This is a genomic window from Selenomonas sp. AB3002 (genome assembly GCF_000702545.1).
GTDB lineage: Bacteria > Bacillota > Negativicutes > Selenomonadales > Selenomonadaceae > Selenomonas_B > Selenomonas_B ruminantium_A.
The window spans coordinates 141067-165847 of sequence record NZ_JNIO01000007.1 but is presented as its reverse complement, the minus strand read 5'-3'; the positions used below and the strand labels follow the sequence as shown (position 1 = coordinate 165847).

Genomic DNA, 24781 nt, shown 5'->3' with positions numbered 1-24781 from the left:
TCGCCTTTCATCTTACCAAGGGGGTATTTCACATGGCTTACAAACCAGTCATCCTGATTGTAGATGATGATTTCATGAATCTCACCATGGCCCAGACCATATTGGAAATGAAGATACAGGCAGAATACCTCACCGCGGATTCCGGTCAAGCCTGTCTGAAGATATTGCAGGAGCGTCAGGGGAAAGTCGACCTTATCCTTCTGGACATCGCCATGCCGGGCATGGACGGCATCCAGACCCTCAGCCTGATCCGCCAGCGCCCCAACTGGAAAAACATCAGTGTCATCTTCCTCACGGCGGCGGCTGACAAGAACACCATCGTCCGGGCGGCCCAACTTAAAGTGAAGGACTATGTGAAGAAGCCCTTCACCCCTGAGGAACTGATTTCAAGGGTAGAAAAACACATCGCTCCGGACATTGACGACCCTGAGATACAGGACATCTTCAAAGCACTTGATAATTTGGGACTGTAGGATAAGCAGGCCGGAAAGGAGGCCCCATGGACAAGTCAAAAAAACTACAAAAGGGCATCTTTGCGGCCTATCTCTTTCCCCTGACCCGCCGCCTCCTGGCCATTCCCTATCTCCAGGCCCTGCGGGAAGCCTTCTGCATCATGATGCCCTTCATCATGATCCTGGCCCTCATCAACATGGTGGGCAACCTGGTACTGAATCCCCTGGGGCCGGTCATGGATGAGAACGGGCTGGGACTGGGCACCTTCCTTTCCGGAGGTCTCCGGGACCAGACCTACCGTGATTCTGAATTCTTCCACATCATGCTTACCTGCACGGCTTATCTCAACATCACCAATTTCCTCTACTACATGATCTTCTCCCTGATCTTCACGGACAGGCTGGCCAAGCTCTGGGAAGTGGACAGGATACTAGCCTGTCTCTGCACCATCTCGGGCTATGTCTTCATGCTGGCAGTGTTCAATGAGGGCATGGAGAACATCTCCATGTACTTCCAGGGCAGGGGCTTCCTGCTGTCCCTGATCATCTCCACTGCCACGGTGCAGGCTTTCAAGAAGTTTTCCAAGGTGTCCCTGATGCGCACGCCGCTGGCTATGGGGCTTTCTCCCCAGCTTTCTTACTCCATGCGGCATCTCATTTCCCTGACCTTCACCTTCCTGGTCTCCATTTCCGTAGTGCTGTGCTGGGTGCTGTTCGAGGAGGTCATAGGCACTATGCCCGGCCTCTTCGCCGCCCTCTTTTCCCAGAGTATAGCCCAGCATCCCTTCTCCGCCATGGTCTACGAATTCTTCCGGCGGATATTCTGGTGGCTGGGGCTCAACGGCAACAGCCTGACCTTTGCCTGGACAGAGGCCTTCTATGTGCCTGCCCAGATTTCCAACGAGCTGGAAGGGACGAAGTTCATCTTCACCAGCGAGTTCTTCGATGCGGTGTCCGTGTCCCTTTTGGGGCTGGCCATCTCCATCTGGGTATTTTCCTCCAAGGACAGGCTCCGCAGCATCTCTGCCTACAGTATGCCCAGCCTGGTGCTCTCCATCAATGAGCCCTTCCTCTTCGCCCTGCCCATCGTCCTCAATCCCCTCTTCCTGATACCCTACGTGCTGGCGCCCATGGTCAACGTGCTCATCGGGTATCTGGCCATCAGCTCAGGCATCGTGCCGGTGTTCAAACATTCCATCGGCTCCCTTGCCCCGGTGCTTTTGGACGGCGTCATTGCCACAGGAGATATCATGGGAGCGGTGCTGCAGCTGGTGTGGCTCAGTGTGGATATCGTCATCTACACCCCCTTTGTCATCATCTTCAACCTGATGGAGCATGAGGAAGACATAAATGGTGAAGATACAGAAACCAGAGATCTCACACCCAAGGAGGTGCGGGAGATATGAAAAACAGCAGCCATAATCTTCTTTCCCGCCGCTTCCGCATCCTGAGCATCCTGCAGGCTGTGGCCGTCTGTATCTGTATTTTCCTGTCCGTCCAGTATTTCGGCCACGAAACCAGGGATGACAAGGAGAGTGCCGCGCTTATACTGGCCTCCACCAAGGAAACTCCGGGCTGGCCGGCAGACATTGCCCAGGGCCTTCAGTCCGCCTGCGACAAGCTGGACTACGATGTCTACATCGAGGACAACATCAGTCCTGAAAACCTTTCTCAGGTAGTTGACAAGCTGGTGCACCGGGGAGTGAAGTACATCTTCCTGGCCAACCCCACCTACCAGAACAATCTGGAACCCCTGGCCACCGCTTACCCCAAGGTGACCTTCTATGCCAACTCTGTAGGCGAAGCGGTTTCCTACAATATGATCAGCTACTCAGTACGCTACTATGAAGTGCGCTATATGGCAGGAGTGCTGGCAGGCCTGCATACAAAAAGCGGCATCGTGGGCTATGTGGCCCCCTTCCCGGCTCCCGAGACGCGCCGGGATATCAATGCCTTTGCCCTGGGGGTGCAGAGCGTGCGCCCCGATGCCCGGGTGATGGTGCGCTGGACCCAGCAATGGATGAACCCCCAGCGGGAAAAAGAAGCCGTCTACCAGCTGAAGCTCTCGGGAGCAGATGTCATGACCTACTTCCAGGCCACCCACGTCGCAGGCGATGAAGCCCAGGCCCAGGGCCTTGACTACATCGACTTCCACCCCAATGAAAGCCATCTGACCGAACACTGCCTGGCCGCCGTCGAGACGGACTGGCAGCAGGTCTTCACCCGGCTGCTGCAGGAAAACCTCCAGAAAGAGGGCAGCCATATCTATTGGCAGGGCATGCTGGACGGAGTGGTGAAACTGCGGCTGGCCAGGAATCTCACCCCCAAGGAAGAAGCCATGACCATCAGGACAAGGCAGAGAATCTACGACGGCTATCCGGTTTTCTCAGGCAATATCATAGATCAATACGGCAATGCAAAATGCAGGGAAGGAGAAGCTATCAACAGCTATCTCCTGAGGCAGATGGACTGGCTGGTGAAGGGAGTTGAGATCATTGAATCAAGATAACAACAAGATCATCGAAACTTCGCAGCAGAAGACCGCCTCCTTCGTCCTGCGCATCGTGGCCCAGTTCCTGGCCTTCCTGTTGGTGCTCATCGCAATCTGCACCCTGCTGCACACCAAGATCAACGATTCCCTGAACCACGAAGTAGCCAGGTTCGGCGAGCATCAGGGCCACCTCATTTCCACCGTCTACGACAGCCTTTTCAAGGGCGACATCAAGCAGATGGAAGATGAAGCCCGCCTGATCACACTGGGCCAGATGCCCCCCCAGGACGTAGCCAAAGTACTGGGCGGCAACATGGGCACAGCAGGACTGGTGGATATCAACGGCAACACCATCAGCGGCAATCCCCTGCCCGAAGGCTCCCAGTTCCAGCGAGTGAAGGCCGTGCAGGGCTACGGCTCCCTGGAGTATTACGACCATATCGGCCTCATCACCATGGTCCCCGTCTACGAAGGGGCCAATATCCGCTACGTACTCTACCGGCTTCACACGGAAAAGGAACTGAGCAATCCCTCCTCCTTCTTCCAGTTCTCCGACAAGCAACAGTCCATGGATATCCTGCTGTACGACCTGGACAAGCAGAAGGTGGTAGTGCGCTTCCAGGACTACGGCCCTGGCAACCGCTTCTACGTGGAAAGCACAGGCAGCCCCCTGGGCATAGAGGAACTTCTGAAAAATCTGGACAATACTGACAGCACCGCCATCTACACCCCCACCATAGACGGCGAATATGTGCTCTTTGCCTCCCGGGTACCGGATACCAACTTCATCGCCATCGGCTACATGGAGTGGGAATCCGTAGTGGGCGGCATCAGGAACATCCACCTGATCATCCTCTGGGTCTTCGGACTCATGGTGGTGCTGTTCTGCGTCTTCACCCTTTACTCCTTCGCCAACCAGGCCTATGCCGAGGAAAGCAAGGAGTTGCGCGAAGCCCGTGACGATGCCCTCAGAGCCAATCAGGCCAAGAGCGACTTCCTGGCCAATATGAGCCACGAGATCAGGACGCCCCTCAATGCCATCCTGGGCATGAACGAGATGATCATGCGCGAGGCCAAGGGCACCATGAAGGAGTACGCCTACAACGTGAAGAGTGCAGGCGAAACCCTGCTGGCCATCATCAACGACATCCTTGACTTCTCCAAGATCGAGTCCGGCAAGATGGAAATCATCCCCGTGAGCTACAGCCTGAGCTCAGTCCTCAACGACATCTACAACATGGTGAGCTACAAGGCGGGGCAGAAGGGATTGGAGTTCAACATCAACGTGAGCCCCACCATCCCCGACTCCCTCCACGGAGACGAAGTGCGCCTCCGCCAGATACTGGTGAACATCCTCAACAACGCCGTGAAGTATACGCCGAAAGGCTCCGTCACCTTCACCGTGCAGGTGGGTGACAACGGCATTTCCGACGAATCCCTGGAGCTTGAATTCATCTGCCAGGACACTGGCCTGGGCATCAAGGAAGAGGACAAGAAAAAGCTCTTCTCCAAATTCCAGCGCCTGGACATGAAGAAGAACCGCAATATCGAAGGCACAGGCCTGGGCCTTGCCATCACCACCTCCCTGGTGCAGATGATGAAGGGCACCATTTCCGTAGAGAGCACCTACGGGCAAGGCTCCACCTTCACCGTGCGCCTGCCCCAGCGGGTAGAGCACTACGAGCCCATGGGTGACTTCAAGAAGCGCATCGAGGACTTCCTGGAACAGCAGGAAGCCTATCAGGAGAGCTTCACCGCCCCCGAAGCCAGGATTCTCGTGGTAGACGATACGGAAATGAACCTTATCGTGGTGCAGAGCCTCCTGGAAAAGACCCAGATGCAGATCGACACCTGCTTCAGCGGCATGGAATGTCTGGAAGCCATCAAGGACACCCACTACGACATCGTCTTCCTGGACCACATGATGCCGGAAATGGACGGCATCGAAACTCTGAAGCGGGCCAAAGAGCTCAAGGGCAGCAAGTGCAAGAAGACCCCCTTCGTAGCCCTCACCGCCAACGCCGTCTCCGGCGTCAGGGAAATGTTCCTGGCTAACGGCTTCGATGACTACATCTCCAAGCCCGTAGACGGCAAGACCCTGGAATCTGTGGTGCAGAAATTCCTGCCGGCAGACAAGGTACTGCCCGTCACCAAGGAAGAACTGGACTTCTCCGAGGAAGAAAGCTACGCTGAGTACAGCGACTACTACGAACCCCACGGAGAAAGCCATCTGGCAGATGACACTGCCGCTCCCTCCGTCACGCCCCCGGCAGAAAGCCCCGGCAGTGCGGAAAGCACAGTCAGCAGTGCAGTAAGCAGCACAGTCAGCAGCGCAAATACAGACCACGCTGCTGCCGTCGCCCCTGCCCCTGACAGCACAGCAGCTCCGGCTGAAACCAGTGCCGAAACAGGCCCAGCCCCTGCTGCCGAAGTACCTGCCGAAACACCTGGCGAAAGCCCTGCCGGCTACGACCCGGAAGACGAGCAGATAGACCTGCCCACCGCCATGAAATACTGCGGCGGCATGGAGGCCATGCAACTCAAATTCCTGCAGGTCTACGTGTCCCGCTACCAGCTGGTGCGGGATCAGCTGCAAAAGGACTTCGACGAAGAAAACATCCCCGACTACACCACCCACGTCCACGCCCTGAAATCCACCTCCCTGTCCATCGGCGGCGTCAAACTCTCCGAATCCGCCAAAGCCCTGGAAATGGCCGGCCATGCCATCCAGGACGGCCCGGAGGAGGAAAAGCAGGCCTTCCTGGACTACATCAAAGAAAACCATGGCCCCACCATGGAACTTTACGCCAAACTCATCGAAGAAGCCAAGGCAAGATTCGGCGTGGAACCAGAGTGACTTTCTACAAAAAAATGCAGGCTCAAGGCAGCCTGCATTTTTATGTGCTTAAATATTATCCACCAGCATATCCCCCACGCCACCGTAGACGGCACGGGCTTTTTCCTTGATGGCCTCACGGGCGGTGTCCACGGTGAAGCCGTCGAAGGCTTCCAGCATGGGCAGGTCGTTGGTCTCGTCGCCGATGGCGAAGACCTCTGCCTGCTGCCAGCCCATGAGTTCCAGCAGGGTATCTATGCCCTGGCTCTTGCTGACCCCGGCAGGGGTGATGTCCACGCTGCAGCCATTTGGATAGGCATGGACAAACTCGCCGTATTTGGCATTGATGATGGCAGCGGTTTCGTCTGCCATGCCTGCCTCAGGGTAGCCCAGGCAGAACTGATGGATGCGGGGAAGGTTCAGGATATCCTCCTCGGTAATCTTCTCAATGGGGAAGTCCCATTCCAGCGCCTCCCGCATAATCCATGACCCCTCACCCTCATGGTAGAGGAAAGTCCTGTCCACGGCGGAGAAGGCGTAGTGAAAGGACTTGTCCACGCTGGGCTCCTTGACAATCTGGGCCAGCACGGAAAGAGGAATGCTGCCCTGCCAGAGGGGAGTGCCATCGGCCTTGAAGATGATGCCACCGTTGTTGCAGACAGCATAATCAGACTCGATGCCATAATGCTCCAGCTGAGGCATCAGCATGCCATAATCACGCCCGCTGACCACCCCAAACTTATGCCCCGCCCTCCGCCAGGCCCGGACACCTTCCACATCCTCAGAGGATATGGTCCTCTGACGGAACAAAGTACCGTCATAATCACTTGCGCCTATCTTCATTGTGTATCACCTGTTTCATACAGTAACAAAATTTCTACTCAACCTTCACTCCGTCACCCCGATGTTGCCGCAAGGCAACGAGGCCGCTCCCCCCGAACCCCAGGGCCCATGGATGGGCCCCGCGGACGCGGAAATCATAGGATGTGATTTCAGTCCGCTGTTTCTTTGGTTACTTTCTTTGCGCCAAAGAAAGTAACTGGGCAACTTAACAAGTCTCCCGAATGTAAATCTGAGCCTCAAATGGCCTCAAGAGACCTTTGGAACTTTCCTCCAAAGAAGCCACTTCCAACGAAGCCGTTTCCAATTCCGGCAACTCGTATTTCTGCTCCTCACCAGTGAAATTAACCACCGTATAAACCTCCCGGCACCCAAAGCTGCGCTTGAACGCCATCAAGGAGGAATTATCCTTCAGCAGTTCCTCATAATCCCCCTGAATAAGTACTCCAGCCGCCTCCCCATGCTGCCTCATATCTGCCAGCCTGCGGTAATAGCTCAGCACAGAGTCTTCCTCTTTGGCCTCCGTCTCCACGCACTCAGAAGCAAACTCCTCATGCACAGGCAGCCAGGGCGTGCCCACGGAAAAACCTGCGTTCTTCCCCTTCGTCCACTGCATAGGCGTGCGGGCATTATCCCTGCTGTAGCGGTGCACAATCTCCAGGGCCTCCTCAGGGGTCTTCCCCTCCTCCAAAGCCAGCGCATACTGGCCTTTGGAAGAAATGTCATTGTAATCCTCAATGCTGTCCCAGGCCACATTGGAAAGGCCCAGTTCCTGCCCTTCGTAGATGAAGGGGGTGCCCCGGAGGGTCAGCAGTATGGAAGCCATAGCCTTGGCGGTGAGGTCCTTGGGGGCACTATCGGGGAAATAGTGCCTCGTGCACCTCATCTGGTCGTGGTTTTCAAAGAAAATGGGGTACCAGCCATTTTCCGCCGTGGCTTGCTGGCTTGCCGTCAAAACTTTCTTCAGGCCGGGAATCACCGCCGGGGTGTAGCCCGTGGCCTGTCCCCAAAGCTCCCCCTTGGGGAACTCCAGGTTCATGTGGGAGAACTCAAAGAGCATATCAAAGGCGCCCTTCTCCCCCACCCAATGGGGCAGGTCATTCGGCTCTACGCCGTTGGCCTCTGCCACCGTGAAGATATCGTGGCCCTTGAAGACCTTCTCCTTGAACTCATGGAGAAAATCAAGGATTCCCGGGGTATTTGCAATCATGGAGTGGATGTTCACCAGGCCGTCCTCGCTGTCCGGCTCACCATCCACAAATTCTTTCGGCTTCTTGATGTAGACAATGGCATCAATGCGGAAGCCTCCCACTCCCTTGTCCAGCCAGAAGTTGGCCGCATCATAGAGGGCCTGACGGACTTTCGGATTTTCCCAGTTCAGATCCGGCTGGGCCTCGGCAAAGGTGTGCAGATAATACTGCTGCCTTGCCTCGCACCACTTCCAGGCACTGCCGCCGAAGATGGAGCGCCAGTTGGTGGGAGCGCTGCCATCAGGCCTGGCATCCCGCCAGATATACCAGTCGCTATGCTCGCTGTCACAAGAAGAAGCGGAATCAATAAACCAGGGGTGCTGGTCGGAGGAATGGTTGTAAACAAGATCCATGACGATTTTGATGCCCCGGCGGTCAGCTTCCTCAATCAGTCTTTCCATATCCGCCATGGTGCCGTAGCTGGAATCAATGCCCGTGAAGTCGGCTATGTCATAGCCATTGTCCACCATGGGGGAAGGGTAAACGGGGGTGAGCCAGATAGCCCCCGTACCCAAAGTCTTCAGATAGTCCAGTTTTTCGGTGACGCCATTGAGGTCCCCGGTGCCGCTGCCTGTGGTGTCCAGGAAGCTCTTGGGGTAGACCTGATAGACATTGGTCTTCTGCCACCATTTTATCTTATCCATTGATTTTCTCCGTTTTTAAAAAACAAGTACCGGTGTCTCGCTGACCACTACCTCTGCATCTTCATGCTTCTGCATCTGGGGGTAGTCGGCGCTGTTGGTCACGGCCATGATAACCGTGGTGCCGTAGCCTGCGGCCTTGATGACCTCTTTATCGAACTTGATGAGCGGGGTGCCTTCGGCTACCTTGTCACCAGCCTTGACCAGAGCCTGGAAGCCTTCGCCGTTCAGCTTCACGGTGTCGATGCCGATGTGAATGAGAATCTCGGCGCCGTTCTTCATGCGCAGGCCGATGGCGTGGAGGCTTTCCTCCATGATCATGGTGACCTCGGCGTCAGCGGGAGCCACTACCGTATCCCCAATGGGCTCGATGGCAATGCCGTCACCCATCATCTTCTGGGAGAACATATCGTCAGGAACTTCCGTCATATCCATGAGGCGTCCGGTGACGCAGGCATGGAGCTTCATGGCCAGGCTGCTGTCCATATTTTCTTCGGACTTGGCAGCAACGGGAGCTGCCCCCTCAATCGTTTCACCCTTCAGCAGGGCATCGAAGTAGCTGCGTACCTGGGGCACGGACAGGCCCACGATTACCTGCAGGGCGCGGCCGTTCTTCACCAGGCCGAAAGCGCCAGCCTTGGTGAACTTGCCCACGGGAGCAACCTTGTCAGGATCTGCTACCGTCACACGCAGGCGGGTAGCGCAGTTGGTGACTTCCTTGATGTTCTCTGGGCCGCCCAGGCAGTCCAGGAAGACCTTGGCCTTGATGGCCAGAGCATTGTCAGCCAGACCCATTTCTTCCATTTCCTTCTTGGCCTGATACTCAGCCTTGGAGAAGAGCTTGTCCTCCACATCGTCAGCCGTGCGGCCAGGAGTAGCATAGTCGAATTTCAAAATCAGAGTGCGGAAAACCACGAAGTAGATGGCCGTGAAAGCAAGGCCGATGAGAATCTGAAGAATGTAGGTGCCGGAATGATACTGGAAGAGAGGAATCCAGTTCTGCACGAAAGCATCGATAAGGCCGCCGCCGAAGTTGCCAGCCAGTCCTGCTGCATAAAGGGCAGAAGCAAGGCAGGCAGCCAGTACAGCATGTACGGCATAGAGGAGAGGTGCTACAAACAGGAAGGTGAACTCAAGAGGTTCCGTGATACCGCAGAGCATGGCGGTGAGAGTTGCAGGAATGAGGAGCGCTGCCGTCTTTTTCTTTTTCTCAGGCTTGGCGCACATATAGATAGCCAGTGCCGCACCGGGCAGGCCGAAAATCTTGGAATTGCCGTGGAGGGCAAAACCGCCCTCGGGGAACATTTCAGCCAGACTCTGGCCGCTTACCGCAAAGTCATTGAGGTGCTGCAGCCAGTAAGCCTGAATGCCGCCATCGCAGACAGCAGGACCAAAGATGAAAGGCAGATAGATGAAATGATGGAGACCAGCCGGGAGAAGGATTCTCTCGGAGAAGGTGTAAGCCCAGACGCCTACCAGACCGCTGGTCTTGAGGAAATCCTGGAACTGCATGATAGCGTGCTGGATAGCCGGCCAGACCATGCAGAAGAGGAAAGCCACGGGAATCATCAGGGCAAAGCCCACAGCCACTACGAAAGCAGGGCCCTTGAAAATCCCCATCCAGTCGGGGATATTGGTGTCATAGAAGCGATTGTGGAGCCAGGCCGTGGTGCAGGCGATGAAGATGGCCCCCAGCATGCCCATGTCCAAGGTCTTGATGCCGGCAATCATAGCCAGGCCCGTACCTGCCCCAGCGTCCACACTGTAATCAACGCCGAAATAAGCGCCGTGCAGGGTGAGGAACCCGGAAATGAAGTAGTTGAAGATCATATAGATGACGAAGGACTCCATGGCGCAGCGGGCCTGTTCCTTCTTGGCAAAGCCGATAGGCACGGCGATGGCAAAGAGAATGGGCATCTGGCTGAACACCGTCCAGGCCCCCTGCTCCACCACATACCAGAAGTCATACCACATAGTGCCCTTGGCAGCCAGGCTGCCCAGGAGCCCTTCGTTCTTGCAGACGATGGAGATAGCCACCGCAAGGCCGAAGAAAGCAAACAAGATAACCGGCGTATACATAGCGCCGCCAAACCGCTGCATGCCCTGCATGAGGCGGTCTTTGCTGATGGTCATGAAAATTACCCCCTAAATAAGACCCTAATCCATTTCTTTTGATGGTTCAAGGATACAACAAAAAAGCCCGCGAAGGCAATAGTTTCGCGGGCTTTCGGCATTTCTGCCAACGGTTGTATTTTGTTACATTGGGCGTAACTTGTTACATGCCCTTATTACTCAATTCTCTCCCGGAGCCAATTTACAATATCCTCACAGGTCATTTTGCTCATAGCAACGGCCATGCCCATATTGTATAAATCTTCCTGTTGATAGTTTATCGTCACATCGTTCAACATCAAGTATGCTAACATCGTATGAACAGCCGCCCGTTTATTCCCATCTACAAAAGGATGATTATTGGCAATGCCATAACATAAATGTGCCGCCTTGGTCAGCATATCAGGAAATAAATCTTCTCCCATAAAAGTCTGAAAAGGAGCATTCACGGCAGATGCCAACAGACCATAGTCGCGCAAGCCTCTTTCCGTAGGTATGTCACTATTTTCCATATCTTCATGGAAAGCCAGCACATCATCTATGATAATTTGGGCAATTTCGTGCATCATTGGTTGGCCAGCTTTCTATAGGCAACTTCGTTCTTTTCTATAAGCATCTTGGAGATTTTCTGCAATTTCTCTTTGATTTGCGGATTGTTCTTGCTGGTAGTCACTGTGGTCTTATTTTCCTTATTGCTTTGCTCACTGTTTTTTTCCATGATTATTCACCCTTCCCCTGCAAATACATACGATACTTCACATACCAAACTTCCACCAGCATGAAATAAGGCAGCATGGACTGAAATGCCGTCCTCTCATCATCCTCATCGTAGAGCTGGAACCTGGCCGGTGACACATACAGGTTCACTGTGGACAAACTGGCCAGGGTATTGTCGTGGAGCTTGGTGATGGAGATAAAGGGCACATCAAGGAGCCTTAATCTTCGGGCAAAGTCCACCACCGTAGGCGTCTCCCCGGACAGGGACACGAAAATGAAGAGGTCATCTGCCGTCAGGCTCTGGGAAATGGAGGCGAACTCCTCAGTGCCGCTGATCTCATAAATCAACACATTGTCATAGAAGAACAGCCTTTTCAGCTCCTGGGCCACATTGCTCTGGACATAACCCGAAGCAAAGATAAAGACCCGGTCAGCCTCATGCACCAGCCGGCTGGCACTGTCAAAATTCCTCTTCAGCACCCGCTCCGTAGTCTGGGCATAGAAGGACCGCAAATCCTCCAGCACATCTTCGCTATAATAGGACTTGGCCCCTTCCTCCATCTTCAGCACGGCCTTCAGGTCACCAAACCCATCAAAGCCCAGCTTCTGAGCAAAGCGGACAATAGTGGTAGAAGAAACAGCACAATGCTTCGCCAGCTCATGTATGGAGATATGACGAACATCAGCCCGGTGCTGGACTATGTACTTGTAGATAAGCATATCGGTGTCATTCAGCGCTTCACGATGTTGGTTGATGATTTCTTCCAAACGCATCGGTGTTCCCCCCTTCCGTCAGCCTTCGGCTGCCACCTCCCCCGCAAGCGGTGGAGGCAAGTCCTCTCCCAGCAGTAAACACATCAACAAAAGCCTCAAACCTAAAACTACGCTACATCCCGAACCCCCAGGGCCCATGGATGGGCCCCGCGGACGCGGAAATCACACGATGTGATTTCAGTCCGCGTTTTCTTTTGGTTCGTTTTCTTTGCGCCAAAGAAAATGAACAGCCGAAACTTTACTTAAAGAAAAGCGCGTAATAGCCATTAATAAATATAATCAGCACTAATGCCGGCAGCACATAATTCAGATAAGCCCTGGTCCACGCCGGAAACTTCATCCCGTGGCCCGTATCGGCCTCCTTAATGAAATTATCCCAGCCCCAGCCATACCTGCTGACGCAGAACAGCAGGTAAACCAGCGACCCCAAAGGCAGCACATTGTTGCTGACCAAAAAATCCTCCAAATCCAGCACGCAGGTCCCCGGACCCAGGGGCTGGAAATCCGACAGCACATTGAAGCCAAGAGCGCAGGGCAGGGACAGCAGGAATACCACCAGCATGCCCCAGCGGATGATGATCTTGCGGTCCTTCCGCAAGAGTTCCAGGAAGCAGCAGATGAGATTCTCAAACACCGCAATAACCGTAGACAGAGCCGCAAAGCTCATGAACAGGAAGAACAAAGTCCCCCAGAGCTGCCCCAAAGGCATATTATTGAACACCTGAGGAAGCGTAATGAACAGCAGGTTAGGCCCTGCTGCCGGGCTCACCCCGTAGGCAGCGCAGGCAGGAAAGATGATGAGACCAGCCATGAGAGCCACAGCCGTATCCAGCCCGATAACCCAGGCCGCCTCCCCAGTCAGGCGCTTTTTCTTGCCTATATAGCTGCCGAAGATGGCCAGGGCGCCGATGCCGATAGACAGGGTGAAGAAAGCCTGCCCCATGGCGGCAAAGATCACCTCAGAGAGTCCATGCTCCAGCAGGCGGTTGAAATCAGGATAGAGGTAATAGCGCAGGCCTTCTCCGCCCCCGGGCAGCAGCATGGAATTCACCGCCAGTACCACCATCAGCACCAGCAGGAACATCATCATGGTCTTGGTGATGCGCTCCACGCCAGCCTTGACTCCCAGGTAGCAGACACCGCCCCCCAGAATGACCACCAGCGCCATCCAGGCCGTCATAGTGAGCGGGTCAGAGAGCAGCGCCCCAAAGGCGCCCCCAATGCCATCGGCATCAAGACCAGCCAGGTCCCCGGAACCCATCTTGTAAACGTAGTAGAACATCCACCCCGCCACGGTGGTATAAAACATCATCAGCAGCATATTGCCGGCAATGGCCCCGTATTTATACCAGTGCCACTTGGTCCCCTTGGGCTCCAGAGCGTCAAAGGACAGAGCCGCTGAATGCAGGCTGGACCGCCCCACAGCAAACTCCGCCACCATGATGGGCAGTCCCAAAAGCGCCAGGAACACCAGATATATCAGCACAAAAGAGGCCCCGCCGTACATGCCCGTGATAAACGGGAACCTCCAAACATTACCCAGACCGATGGCACATCCTGCCGAAACCAGGATGAACCCCAGCCGGGTGGAAAATCCTCTATCCAAAAATAAAACTCCCTTCACACTAATGATTAACGTGGATAGTATAGCATAATCGTGTAACTTTGTACATTAAAGAGAAAAAGCGCCAGACCATTCAGTCTGACGCTCACGAGGGGCCTTTCCTTGCCTATGCTGTTATCTCACTCCAGCTCCAAACGGCTGGCATCGTAGATGTAGGCGTCCTTGATGGCGGTGGCGATTTCGCCGGCGGACTCTACAGCTTTCTTGTCAAGCATTGTCTGCATGACATCCGTGACTTCCTTCCTGGTCAGCCCCTCCTTGGGGTCGTTCAGGCTATAGGTGATGTTGCCACCTGCTTCCAGGGTGAATACCATTTTCAGCGTCTTCATGGTGCATTTCTCCTTCCTTCACTGATAAATCTTTGCTGTGATTCTTGCTGTGGATTTACTATGTAGTGTGGTGTGAGTCTGGTATACCGGCTTTTGCTGCTCAGCCTGCGATGAGGCTGGCGCTGTCCGTGCGGGACACAGTTCCCAGGGTATGGGACTGGAGTCCTGCCAGGGCCTCACCGATGGCGTAGGCATCATCGTCGGAAAGGGCCGGGCTGATGTGCTGGAAGGTGCGCTGGGCAAAATTGGTCTGGCCGTTCTTGCCGTAGCCATTCTCCACCTTCAGGATAAGCTTGCTGATTTCTCCGTTCTTTACTGCCATGATTCATTCTCCTCTCTTTCTCTCTGCAAGGCTTTTTTCTTGCCCCTCACCTATATAAATGGAGGCTGGGAGGGAAAAATTGCCAGCACGGAGAAATTTTTTTGCCCTATTTGAAAAAACTCCAAAGTCTACTATACTAATCTCATAGACTTTGGAGGAATGACTTATGTATAAAGAAGATACCATTGCCGCCATTGCCACTGCCCCCGGGGCAGGCGGCATCGGCATTATCCGCCTCAGCGGGAAAAAGGCCCTGGAGATAGCAGACAAGGTCTTTGTGTCGCCCTCAGGCAAAAAGCCCACTGCCATGGCCGCCTATACCGCCGCCTACGGGAAAATCATCGCCCGGGACGGCAGCCTGATTGACGAGGCCATTGCCCTCATCATGCGCGCGCCTAAAAGCTACACCTGCGAAGATGTGGTCGAGCTGCAGTGCCACGGCGGCCCCATGGCTCTGCGCTCTGTGCTAAGAGCTGTATTCGAGGCCGGGGCGCGGCCTGCCGAGCCGGGGGAATTCACCAAGCGTGCTTTCCTCAACGGGCGCCTTGACCTCAGTGAAGCACAGGCAGTCATGGATGTCATCAATGCCAAGACAGACATGGCCCTCAGGCAGGCCACAGGCCACCTCACCGGCAGCTTCTCCAGCGAGCTCCAGGGCTGGCGCAGGGAAATCCTGGGCTTCATCGCCCATCTGGAAGCCCTCATCGACTTCCCGGAGGAGGGAGTGGAGGAAGCAGAGCTGGAAAAAATGCGGGGAAAAATCGAAGGCCTGTCTGCCAAATTCAGCGGTCTTATCTCCACTGCCAGCACAGGGCGCATCCTGCGGGAAGGGCTGATGACCGCCATCATCGGCAAGCCCAACGTGGGCAAGAGCAGCCTCCTGAACGCCCTGCTGCGGGAGGAGCGGGCCATTGTCACGGACATTCCCGGCACTACCCGGGATGCCATCGAGGAATATGCCGACCTTGAGGGAGTGCCCCTGCGCATCATCGACACGGCTGGCATCAGAGAGACTTCCGACACGGTAGAACAGCTGGGAGTGGAAAAATCCAAGGAATATATAGAAAAGGCCCAGCTGGTGCTGGCCCTCTTTGACTCCTCCCGCCCTCTGGATAATGAAGATGAGGAAATCCTCTCCCTGCTGCAGGACCAGCAGGCCATCGCCCTGCTGACCAAGAATGATCTGCCAGAGAAACTGAGCGCTGAAGAACTGCAAAAGCGCCTGCCAGAACTGCCCATTATCTCCATCAGCACCAAAGGAGACAAAGACGGCCTTGCAGACCTTTCCCGGTCCGTCCACGCCTTTGTCTTCAAGCATGGCGCCGACCCCCAGGCTGCCTTCCTGCGGGACGAGGAGGAAGCAGAGATCCTCAAAAAAGCCCGCCACCACCTGCAGGAAGCCATCAGCACCATCGATAGTGATATGGGCCTGGACTTCATCTCCATCGACCTGCGCTCCGCCTGGGAAGCCCTGGGAGAACTCACCGGCGAAGCCCTGGGAGACGATATCGTTGACGAGGTGTTCAAGCGGTTCTGTATCGGCAAATAGGCAACAAAAAAGCAAGGAGCTTTGACGTCTCCTTGCTTTTCTTATGCTCAATATTCGCGTTCAAACTTGCGCTTGCGCCTGCGGGGCACGATGACCACGTAGCGGCGGGGCTCCTCGCCGGCACTGTAGGTGGACACCTTGCGGTTGTCCTGCAGGGCCGTGTGAATGATCTTGCGCTCGTGGCGGTTCATGGGCTCCAGGTGCACTTCCTGACCGATGCGGCAGGCTTTCTCGGCCAGATGGCCGGCCAGGCGCATGAGGGTTTCCTCACGACGGGAGCGGTAGCCCTCAATATCCAGGATAATGCGGGCATGACCGTCAGTGTGGTCCTTGTTGGCAGCCAGATTAGCCAAGTACTGGATGGCATCCAAAGTCTGTCCATGCTTGCCAATGAGAATGCCCAAACGCTCTCCTGCCAGCTCGTAGACGGTACCGTCCTCATCTTCCCGGCGGAGAATCTGCACGTCTATGTGCATGGACTCAAAGAGCTCCTGCAGGAACTTCTCTCCCCGCTGGAGGGTCACTTCCTCACTGGGCTCCTTGCTTATATCCACGCCGGAGGCGTATTCATCATCTTCATGGAACTCCTGTTCCTCTGCCTCCCTCACCACCTCAGCAAAGGGCTTGCCGTAGCCGCCCCCGGTGGAAATAGGCTGGGAAAGCACAGGAGCTGCCTGCTCCTCTACTTTAGGTGCAGGCTCTTCCTTTACCTCCTCAGGAGCGGGAGCAGCGGCGACAGAAGTATTTTCCATCTGGGGTGCTTCCGTCTTTTCCTTGCTGCCAAAGAGACTTTTAATAAAATCAAATGCTCCCATCAGGCTTCCTCCTTCGAGCGCACAGCAGCCTTGGCCTTCTCAGCGGGGCCGCCCTCACGATAGATCCACCACTGCTGAAGGATCTGGCAGAGGTTCATTACTACCCAGTAAAGCACCAGGCCGGAGGGGAAGTTTAGGCTGATGAAACCGATGAAGAGAGGCATCACCAGCATCATGATACGCATCTGGGGGTTGCTGGTATCAGAGGTCTGACGAGTCTGATAGAAAGTAGTCAGCACGTTCAGGATGGGCAGGATATAATACGGGTCAGCCTCGGACAAGGAGGGCAGCCAGAGGAACTGGGCTGCATCTGCAGAAGGATATTCCAGATTGTAAAGTGAGTAGTACATACCCATGAGAATGGGCATCTGCACAAGCAGGGGCAGGCAGCCAGCCAAAGGGTTCACCCCGGCGTCCTTATACAAGGCAGCCACTTTCTGCTGCATGACCTGGGGATTGTCCTTGTACTTCTCCTGCAGCTTCTTCAGCTTCGGAGAAAGCTCCTGCATGGCTTTCATGGACTTCACCTGCTTCACCGTCAGGGGGTAGAGCAGGAATTTCACGATAATGGTCAAAAGGATGATGGCATAGCCGTAGCTCACCAGGCCAAAGAGGCTGTTGACGTTATAGAGCCCTCCCAGCACAAACTGCAGCAGGCTCTCAATGGGACTTAAGAGATTCGAGAAAAATTCCAAACAAAATCACGTCCATTCTCATTCGATAGTTAAGGAACTGTTAGTAAATGCCTCACACGCAAGCGGTGGAGGTCTTATGGCACCGGGTCGTAGCCGCCCTCATGCCAGGGATGGCAGCGGCAGATGCGTTTCACCGCCAGCCAGCCGCCCTTCAATGCACCGTATTTCTCAAGGGCAGTCAGGGCGTACTCCGAGCAGGTAGGTACATACCGGCAGGAAGGAGGAAACATGGGCGAAATGAAATTCCTGTAGAACTTCACCAACAGCAAGAGCACAGTCTTCATACTTTTACTCCGTGAGTTTTGCCTTTTTCAGCAGCTTTACCAGCTCCTGTCTTACCTGGTGGCTCTTGGCCTTGACTGTGGCAGCCCGCCCTACCAGCAGGAGAGTCACTCCCTGGGGTATCTTCTCCTGCTCCAGCCGCACAGCCTCACGCAAAAGCCGCTTCACACGGTTTCTCACCGCGGCGCAGCCCAACTTCTTGCCAGCGGCAAATCCCAGATGGTCCTTCTCCCCATGATAGTTATTGAACACATAGAGAATCAGGTAGCGTCCGGCGTAGCTCTTGCCCTTGTGGTAGACCCGCTGGAACTCACTCCTGCGCTTCAGCATGCGCCCTCTTTTCAGTGTCAGTTTCAAAATCCAGGTCTCCCTTATATATAGAAATGGGGAAAATCCCCCGTTAATCAGAAAAAGAGGCCACGAAGTGGCCTCGACTTTGCGTTGCTTAAGCGGAAAGCTTCTTTCTGCCGCGCTGGCGTCTTCTCTTCAGAACGAGACGGCCGCCCTTGGTCTTCATGCGCTCACGGAAGCCATGAGTCTTCTTGCGCCAATGGTTGTTCGGCTGGAATGTCATCTTCAATGCAAAACACCTCCTTCACGGGATTTTACGTGCATCTATACATAGTGAACGTATGCTAAGTCTATTCAAAATCACAGTTCAATGCACATTATAAATTAGTGAGCTGCCTACTGTCAAGCCTTTCCTGCATTTGTCAAGCATGATTTATAACATATTCCAAGAGAATTATTTTATCTTCCTAAAATATGCTCTGAAGGATAAGAGCACTATATATTGTGGAAAAGTGTAAAACTTTGTGGATAACCGCCTTCTCTTTGTGAATTATCCACAGATTTTAGTGGATTGCCTGTTGATAACTCTATGTCTTTCTGATAAAATAACTGTTGATATTTTGTGGACAGTCCCGTAGGCGATAGCTTGCGGGTCTTTGTGGCTGCTGGGCTTTCCAGCCTGTGCAGAAAGTTATCCACAGCTGTTGATAACCATGTGGATAACATGAATCTTGCTTTTATTATTGAAAGGAAACCATCAGAATGGACAAGACGGAACTCAAGGCCCTCTGGGAGCATATCTTTGCCAAGGCACCGGAGTATTTCTCCATGACCATCTGCAAGCAGTGGCTCTCACCCCTTACGGTGCTCTCCATGGACGAGGAGACGCTGGTCATCGGGGCACGCACGGACTTCACCAGGGACTGGGTAAATGAAAAATACCGCAGCATGCTGGAGGACGTGGTGAAAGATGTCCTGGGTTCCCCCCGCCGCATCAAGATTGAGACCATTCCCAAGGAAGAATGGCTCCGGGAAGCCCAGGAAGAATTGCCGAAAGTAAGAGAGCAGCGGGAGACTCTCCGTCCCAAGGACACCCCGGAGCAGCAGACCCTGGGCTATGCCGAGCCGGTAAGGGTGAAACTCCCCGGCACTGCTGCCCCTTCACCTGTGGAAATGCCTGTCCCTGCTGCAGAAGCAAAGATTGCTTCTGCCTCTGATGCAGATATGCACCTGATTGCCCCGGGAGATTCTTCCTCTTTGAATCCGAAATACACCTTTGATACCTTCGTCACCGGCGGCTCCAACCGCTTTGCCCATGCGGCAGCCCTGGCAGTAGCGGAGAATCCCGGCAAGGTCTACAACCCCTTCTTCATGTACGGCGGCGTTGGTTTGGGCAAGACCCATCTGATGCACGCCATCGGCAATAGCGTGCTGAAAAGCCATCCCAATATGAGGGTGCTTTACGTCTCCTCCGAGCAGTTCACCAACGAGATCATCCAGAGCATCCAGAAGGGCCAGGCTGAGGCTTTCCGCCAGAAGTACCGCAATATTGATGTACTGCTGGTTGACGATATCCAGTTCATCAGTGGCAAGACAAGTACCCAGGAGGAGTTCTTCCATACCTTCAACACCCTCCACGATGCCCAGAAGCAGATCATCCTGAGCTCCGACCGTCCTCCCAAAGAGGTGCAGAAACTGGAAGACAGGCTGCGCAGCCGCTTTGAATGGGGCCTCATCACGGATATCCAGGCACCTGACCTGGAAACCCGCATCGCCATCCTCAAGAACAAAGCCATCATCGACCACTTCGATGTGCCCAATGACGTCATGGTCTACATCGCCAGCCGCATTGACAGCAACATCAGAGAGCTGGAAGGCGCTCTCACCCGGGTGGTGGCTTACGCTTCTCTCAATAAGATTCCCATCACCACTGAGGTGGTGGCCGCCGCCCTCAAGGATGTCTTCCCCCAGGGTGCCTCCAAGGAAATCACCATGGAGATCATCGAGAGCATCGTAGCCAGCTATTTCAAAGTAACTGTGGAAGACCTGCACTCCAAGAAGCGCAGCCGCAATATCGCCTTCCCCCGCCAGATTGCCATGTACCTCTGCCGTGAGCTGACGGAAACCAGCCTCCCCCAGATCGGCAACTTCTTCGGCGGCCGCGACCACACCACTGTTCTCCACGCCTGTGACAAGATCTCCAAGGACAAGGAGACTGAGGTGAAGCTGGCCAACACTATCACTGAGCTTATCGAGGAGATACAGAAGTAGGAGCCAGCACCTGTTGATAACTCCGTTGATTATCTCTGTATATTTCTGTGAGCAAATTGTGGATAACTGCCTTTTCCTCTTTTCCCTGTGAGTATGTGGATAACCTGGAACAAAACTCCCACAGCTTTATCAACAGTGGAAATGTGCATAAGCTATAGGGCTCCTGCCACTTATCCACCTATCCACAGGCCCTACTACTACGACGGCTATTTAAAATATAAATCTATAAGTATTAACTAAACCACGGGGGCCCCTTGCAAGGTCAGGCCCCTTTTCTCATTTCATGAACCATTTTCAAAAGAGAAAGGAACGCCCATGAAAATCACCTGTGCCAAGAACGAACTCTTAAGCTCCCTCCGTTTTGCCTCCAAAGCCATTGCTTCCAAGCCACAGACTCCCCTTTTGTCAGCTCTTTATCTGAAAGCTGAAGGGGACACGGCAGAAGTCCATGGCAACAACAATGAGACAGGCCTTATCTCCAAGTTCCATGCTGAGATAGAAAAACCTGGTGAGATCGCCATCACTGGCAGGTATTTCCAGGAGGTAGTCACGAAACTACCCGGTGAAGAAGTCACCATTGATTATGATACAACCAAGAAAGTAGCTCACATAACCTCTGCTCAGGCCGACTTCCGCCTGCTCTCCATGGATGCCAGATCATATCCTACGGTCAAGCATTTCGAAGGAAATCTCAGCTTTTCCGTCAAGGACAATGTCCTCCGGGAAGCAATCAAGAAGACGGTTTTCGCCTGCGCAACAGACCCGAACCGCCCGCTTTTCACAGGCGTTTCTGTTCAGGTACGTCAGGACAAGGTCATCTGGGCTGCCACCAACAGCCATCGCCTGGCTGTGAACACCATGCATCTTGATGATCCTACTACTTCCATCAATATGATTGTTCCCGGCAGGTTCCTGCAGGATGTTTACCACAATCTGACCAGCGAAGTGCCCATTGATGTGAAGGTCACCTGCTCTTACAACTCCATGAGCTTTGAATTCGAGAACGTGTTCATGACCACCCGCCTGCTGGAAGGTGCTTTCCCTGACTTCAACCGGGTCATTCCCGCTGAATTCGAGACGAAGGTCCATCTGGACACAGCTGACTTCCGGGCTGCTGTGGACAGGGTTTCCCTCATTGCCCGTTCTTCCGAGTACAATATCATTTTGCTGGACTTCGAAAATGACAAGGTGCTGATTTCCTCTGTGAACCAGGAGGTCGGCCAGGCCAATGAGGATGTGGCAGCTCAGATTGACGGGCCCAATATCTCCATTGCCTTCAATTCACAGTACATCGTGGATGCACTTAAGAATATCGACAGCAAGACCATCACCTTCTGCATGAATCAGCCGCTGACGGCTGCACGGATCATTGAAGATGGGGTGGAGGATTTCGTTTATGTTGTCACTCCTGTGAGGACGGCAAGGTAACGAGTTGAAATTACCTCCACCGTGAAACGGGGGAGGGGGACCGCCGTTAGGCGGTGGAAGGGGCGATTTCGAGGGCAAACTTATCGACCTCTAGCCCCCCTTCCGTCAGCCTTCGGCTGCCACCTTCCCCGTAAACGGGGCAGGTATTGTCTACTAATTTCGCTTGTCATACTAAGGGCAGTTATAATCGTTATGGCAATTCTACAAGGAGATAATCTTATGCAAGATATTACTATCGAAACTGAGGAGATTCAGCTGGACCAGTTCTTGAAGTGGGCTGGGGTTCTGTCCTCTGGGGGCGAACTCAAGGGTCTGCTGGCTGAGGGGCTGGTTTATCGGAACGGGGAGAAGGAGTCTGCCCGGAGGCGGAAGCTGAAGGCTGGGGACGTAATCGAAATCAAGGACATGGGTACATGGAGAGTGTGCAGGGGTTAACAGGCATTATCAGTGCCTTGCATATTTATGCAGAAAGGCGGTTTTTATATGCTGGTGGAATCCTTGCAGCTGAGGCAGTTCAGGAATTATGAGTCCCTGGACTTCAAGTTCCCTGAGGGCATTACGGTCTTTATCGGTCAGAATGCCCAGGGGAAGACAAATATCCTGGAGGCGGTTTACTATGCTTCCCTGGCCAAGTCACACCGCACCGGCAGGGATGCGGAGCTCATCCGCTGGGACAGCCAGCAGGGGGCGGTGCGGCTGGGGTTCTCCCGTCTGGGGGTGGGCAATACCATCGAGCTGAGGTTCAGCCGTATGAAGCGCCGCCAGATGATGCTGAACAGCCATGTGGTCACTCCCAAGACTTTGGTGGGGAGCCTTACCACGGTGCTTTTCTCTCCCGAGGACTTATATCTGGTAAAGGGCGCGCCACAGCTCAGGCGTGCCTTTCTTGATACGGAAATAAGCCAGACCAGTCCTGCCTATTACCGGGAGATGAACAAATACGGACGCCTTATCACCCAGCGGAACAACCTCTTGAAGAAAATCCGTGAGGGCCAGGCGGGCAGGGATATGCTGGAGCTCTGGGATGTGCAGCTGGCCGAAAGCGCCGCCAAGATCACCGCCAAGCGCATGGAAGCTGTGAACCGCCTGGCCATGCTCTCCCGTCTCATGCAAAGGCGCATCTCAGGGGCTCTGGAGAGCCTTGAGGTGAGCTACGACCTTCACGCACCATCTGGTGAGGGCGGGCCGTCTCTCACGGCTGGAAAGGTGACAGAGGGGCTTGTTCCGTGGTATAATGAAATGCTGAACAAGCGTCATGAGCTGGATATCATTCGCGGTGTCACCAGCGTGGGACCGCACCGGGATGACTTGAAGCTGGCTGTCAACGGCGTTGACCTGCGCACCTATGGGTCACAGGGGCAGCAGAGGACTGGTGCGCTGGCTTTGAAGCTGTCGGAACTGGAATTCATCCGGGGGGAGACAGGGGCATATCCTGTGCTGCTGCTGGATGATGTGATGAGTGAGCTGGATCCTTCACGCAGGAAGGAACTTTTGCTGTTTTTGCAGCGGGAGAGGATACAGACGATCATTACGGCTACTGATAGGGCTTATTTTCCGGAGAAAAAGATAGGTGCGTTCTTCTCAGTTCGCCAAGGGAATGTTTGCCCTCTGTGAGTAGGTTTTACTTAACTATTTAATGCCGTCTGTTCATTTCTTTGGCGCAAAGAAACGAACCAAAGGTAAACATGCCGGTGGCATGTTTACGCGGACTGAAATCACATCCTATGATTTCCGCGTCCGCGGGGCCCATCCATGGGCCCTATGGTTCGATTGGTTTGATTGGCTTTAGGTTGGTATTGATTTTATTGGGCGATAATGCAATGAGAGGTTTTACCTGCCCCGTGAAACGGGGAAGGGGGACCACCGAAGGTGGTGGAAGGGGCGAAAAGCGCAACTTCTCTTATCTCCCCTTTCCGTCATCCTTCGGTTGCCACCCCCAGGGAGCCCACCGGGCTCCCGCGCTTACGCGCCCCCCGCAAGCGGTGGAGGTAAAGACTGCTTTTCAGTTCGTTTTCTGAATGTAAGGGGGAACGAAAGGTGCAGAAGAAACATGACACGCGTCGTACCCCCTGGCTGGAGAAGGCTGATAAGGTTATTCCCCGCTGGGTTAGGGGCAAAGGACCGGAGTTTGAGATGGAGTACCGCAGGCGGTGGGTTTTGGCTTATTGGCGGGATATTGTGGGGGATACTATTTCCCGCAATGTGGAGCTTATGGGGATTCGGAAGAAAACCTTGCTTTACTACTGCTCAAGCCCTGCCTGGAATAACGAGATGCGGCTGCTGATGCCTCAGATTGTGGACAAGATGAACCGTTTTGCCGGCTGTGAGGTCATCAGGGAGGTGCGGGCCACTCCCCGCTGGGAAAAGCCTGAGGCGGGGGATGTGCTGTCTTTCAGGGCCTGGCTCAGGCAGGAGGAAGAAAAGATTCCGGATTTCCGCAAGGAGCGGGAGAAAACCTTGCTTTCCCGTGAGGAGGAGCAGGGGGCAAAGGACCTTGAGACTTCCTCTGAGGACAGTGAGCTGGGGAATCTCTTGGGGAGAATCTACCGCAAGAACCTGCAGCTGCGCAAAGTGCAGGCAAATCATGGCTGGCTTCCCTGCGCTGACTGCGGCTCTCTGACAGAGCCGCGGAAGGGCGAAGAGACCGTCTGTCCTGCCTGCCGCAGCAGGCGGGCTGAGAAGCGCCGTGAGGCCATCAGGCAGGTACTCAGGGATATGCCCTGGGCCAGGACCAAGGAGGTGGCTGAGTTCGTGCCTGAGGTCACTCCCAAGGAAGTTTCTGAGCAGAGGGCCATGATGGTGCAGCAGCTGGCAGCAGAAGTTGATGTGGAAGACCGCAAGAGCCTCAAGGCCATGCAGCTGGTGATGCTGTTCAAGGTATTGCCACCGGAGCAATTGACCGAGGACAATGTGGAGCGTGCCATGTACGCCCTGCGCTTCAGCCTGAACAGGCCCAAGGATTACGTGATGCCCAAGCGGTATAGCAAGATCAAGCTGGGAAAAGAAGGGAAAAAGGCTCAGAATGCCTTCATCAACAGAAATTGAGGTATCATCATGTTCCT

The 24781-nt window shown here is 54.4% G+C and carries 24 protein-coding genes; 10 read left to right on the top strand and 14 right to left on the bottom strand.

All coding sequences use genetic code 11. The annotated features are described in order from the left end of the window. Positions 1-32 precede the first annotated feature (32 nt). Genes P159_RS0106545 through P159_RS19280 form a run of 4 tightly spaced genes read left to right on the top strand, consistent with a single transcriptional unit; the run spans position 33 to position 5800 of the window. A complete protein-coding gene (locus P159_RS0106545; RefSeq protein ID WP_051650202.1) occupies positions 33-473 on the top strand; it encodes a response regulator in 441 nt (146 codons plus the stop codon). 26 nt (positions 474-499) lie between these two features. After that, entirely contained in the window at positions 500-1858 is a 1359-nt protein-coding gene (locus tag P159_RS0106540) for a PTS transporter subunit EIIC (protein WP_029542577.1), read from the top strand. After that, positions 1855-2961, top strand: a complete 1107-nt coding sequence (locus P159_RS0106535) for a BMP family ABC transporter substrate-binding protein (RefSeq protein ID WP_029542575.1) — start codon at positions 1855-1857, stop codon at positions 2959-2961. Before P159_RS0106540 ends, P159_RS0106535 begins: the two co-directional genes overlap by 4 nt. Further along, complete coding sequence (locus tag P159_RS19280; protein WP_051650201.1) at positions 2948-5800, top strand: ATP-binding protein; 2853 nt, start codon at positions 2948-2950, stop codon at positions 5798-5800. The genes P159_RS0106535 and P159_RS19280 overlap by 14 nt, the downstream gene beginning before the upstream one ends. Before the next feature lie 48 nt (positions 5801-5848). Here P159_RS19280 and P159_RS0106525 read toward each other — a convergent pair whose 3' ends face one another. From P159_RS0106525 to P159_RS0106485, 9 genes are all read right to left on the bottom strand, one after another. Beyond that, positions 5849-6622 (bottom strand): HAD-IIB family hydrolase, encoded by a 774-nt coding sequence (locus tag P159_RS0106525; RefSeq protein WP_029542572.1) that lies wholly within the window; start codon positions 6620-6622, stop codon positions 5849-5851. A 205-nt stretch (positions 6623-6827) separates the two neighbouring features. After that, a complete protein-coding gene (locus tag P159_RS0106520) occupies positions 6828-8513 on the bottom strand; it encodes an alpha-glucosidase (RefSeq protein ID WP_029542570.1) in 1686 nt (561 codons plus the stop codon). A gap of 15 nt (positions 8514-8528) precedes the next feature. Continuing rightward, the gene (locus P159_RS0106515; RefSeq protein ID WP_029542568.1) at positions 8529-10643 is read right to left on the bottom strand and encodes an alpha-glucoside-specific PTS transporter subunit IIBC; all 2115 of its coding nucleotides are present in this window, start codon (positions 10641-10643) and stop codon (positions 8529-8531) included. Between the two features lie 155 nt (positions 10644-10798). Beyond that, positions 10799-11191, bottom strand: coding sequence for a type II toxin-antitoxin system death-on-curing family toxin (locus tag P159_RS0106510; protein ID WP_029542566.1), 393 nt, complete (start codon positions 11189-11191; stop codon positions 10799-10801). Then, positions 11188-11340, bottom strand: a complete 153-nt coding sequence (locus tag P159_RS20570) for a hypothetical protein (RefSeq protein ID WP_185753651.1) — start codon at positions 11338-11340, stop codon at positions 11188-11190. The genes P159_RS0106510 and P159_RS20570 overlap by 4 nt, the downstream gene beginning before the upstream one ends. 2 nt (positions 11341-11342) lie before the next feature. Continuing rightward, a complete protein-coding gene (locus P159_RS0106500) occupies positions 11343-12113 on the bottom strand; it encodes a MurR/RpiR family transcriptional regulator (RefSeq protein ID WP_029542564.1) in 771 nt (256 codons plus the stop codon). A gap of 238 nt (positions 12114-12351) precedes the next feature. Further along, entirely contained in the window at positions 12352-13719 is a 1368-nt protein-coding gene (locus P159_RS0106495) for a sodium-dependent transporter (protein WP_029542562.1), read from the bottom strand. 137 nt (positions 13720-13856) lie between these two features. Then, positions 13857-14066 (bottom strand): DUF2922 domain-containing protein, encoded by a 210-nt coding sequence (locus P159_RS0106490; protein WP_029542561.1) that lies wholly within the window; start codon positions 14064-14066, stop codon positions 13857-13859. 100 nt (positions 14067-14166) lie between these two features. After that, the gene (locus tag P159_RS0106485) at positions 14167-14388 is read right to left on the bottom strand and encodes a DUF1659 domain-containing protein (RefSeq protein ID WP_029542559.1); all 222 of its coding nucleotides are present in this window, start codon (positions 14386-14388) and stop codon (positions 14167-14169) included. Positions 14389-14554: 166 nt separating this feature from the next. On the opposite strand from P159_RS0106485, the gene mnmE reads away from it, so the two are divergent. Then, positions 14555-15937, top strand: coding sequence for a tRNA uridine-5-carboxymethylaminomethyl(34) synthesis GTPase MnmE (gene mnmE, locus P159_RS0106480; protein WP_029542556.1), 1383 nt, complete (start codon positions 14555-14557; stop codon positions 15935-15937). A gap of 47 nt (positions 15938-15984) precedes the next feature. Here mnmE and jag read toward each other — a convergent pair whose 3' ends face one another. The 5 genes from jag to rpmH form a co-directional block, all read right to left on the bottom strand. Continuing rightward, positions 15985-16752, bottom strand: a complete 768-nt coding sequence (gene jag / locus P159_RS20260; protein WP_080705941.1) for an RNA-binding cell elongation regulator Jag/EloR — start codon at positions 16750-16752, stop codon at positions 15985-15987. Continuing rightward, entirely contained in the window at positions 16752-17447 is a 696-nt protein-coding gene (locus P159_RS0106470) for a YidC/Oxa1 family membrane protein insertase (RefSeq protein ID WP_029542552.1), read from the bottom strand. Before P159_RS0106470 ends, jag begins: the two co-directional genes overlap by 1 nt. Positions 17448-17521: 74 nt before the next feature. Continuing rightward, on the bottom strand, positions 17522-17731 hold the full coding sequence (gene yidD / locus P159_RS0106465; RefSeq protein WP_029542550.1) for a membrane protein insertion efficiency factor YidD: 210 nt from the start codon (positions 17729-17731) through the stop codon (positions 17522-17524). A gap of 4 nt (positions 17732-17735) precedes the next feature. After that, the gene (gene rnpA / locus P159_RS18505) at positions 17736-18086 is read right to left on the bottom strand and encodes a ribonuclease P protein component (protein ID WP_318253524.1); all 351 of its coding nucleotides are present in this window, start codon (positions 18084-18086) and stop codon (positions 17736-17738) included. Between the two features lie 88 nt (positions 18087-18174). Then, complete coding sequence (gene rpmH / locus P159_RS0106455; protein ID WP_014425951.1) at positions 18175-18309, bottom strand: 50S ribosomal protein L34; 135 nt, start codon at positions 18307-18309, stop codon at positions 18175-18177. Between the two features lie 473 nt (positions 18310-18782). On the opposite strand from rpmH, the gene dnaA reads away from it, so the two are divergent. The 5 genes from dnaA to P159_RS0106430 all read left to right on the top strand — a co-directional run bounded on the left by dnaA (position 18783) and on the right by P159_RS0106430 (position 24764). Continuing rightward, on the top strand, positions 18783-20291 hold the full coding sequence (gene dnaA / locus P159_RS0106450) for a chromosomal replication initiator protein DnaA (protein ID WP_029542546.1): 1509 nt from the start codon (positions 18783-18785) through the stop codon (positions 20289-20291). 315 nt (positions 20292-20606) lie between these two features. Next, positions 20607-21719: a DNA polymerase III subunit beta gene (gene dnaN / locus P159_RS0106445; protein ID WP_029542545.1), complete on the top strand. Its 1113-nt coding sequence runs from the start codon at positions 20607-20609 to the stop codon at positions 21717-21719. Positions 21720-21938: 219 nt separating this feature from the next. Continuing rightward, positions 21939-22154 (top strand): RNA-binding S4 domain-containing protein, encoded by a 216-nt coding sequence (locus tag P159_RS0106440; RefSeq protein WP_029542543.1) that lies wholly within the window; start codon positions 21939-21941, stop codon positions 22152-22154. Between the two features lie 48 nt (positions 22155-22202). Then, positions 22203-23333 (top strand): DNA replication/repair protein RecF, encoded by a 1131-nt coding sequence (recF, locus tag P159_RS0106435; protein WP_029542541.1) that lies wholly within the window; start codon positions 22203-22205, stop codon positions 23331-23333. Between the two features lie 423 nt (positions 23334-23756). Then, positions 23757-24764, top strand: coding sequence for a DUF721 domain-containing protein (locus P159_RS0106430; RefSeq protein ID WP_029542539.1), 1008 nt, complete (start codon positions 23757-23759; stop codon positions 24762-24764). Positions 24765-24781: the final 17 nt, after the last annotated feature.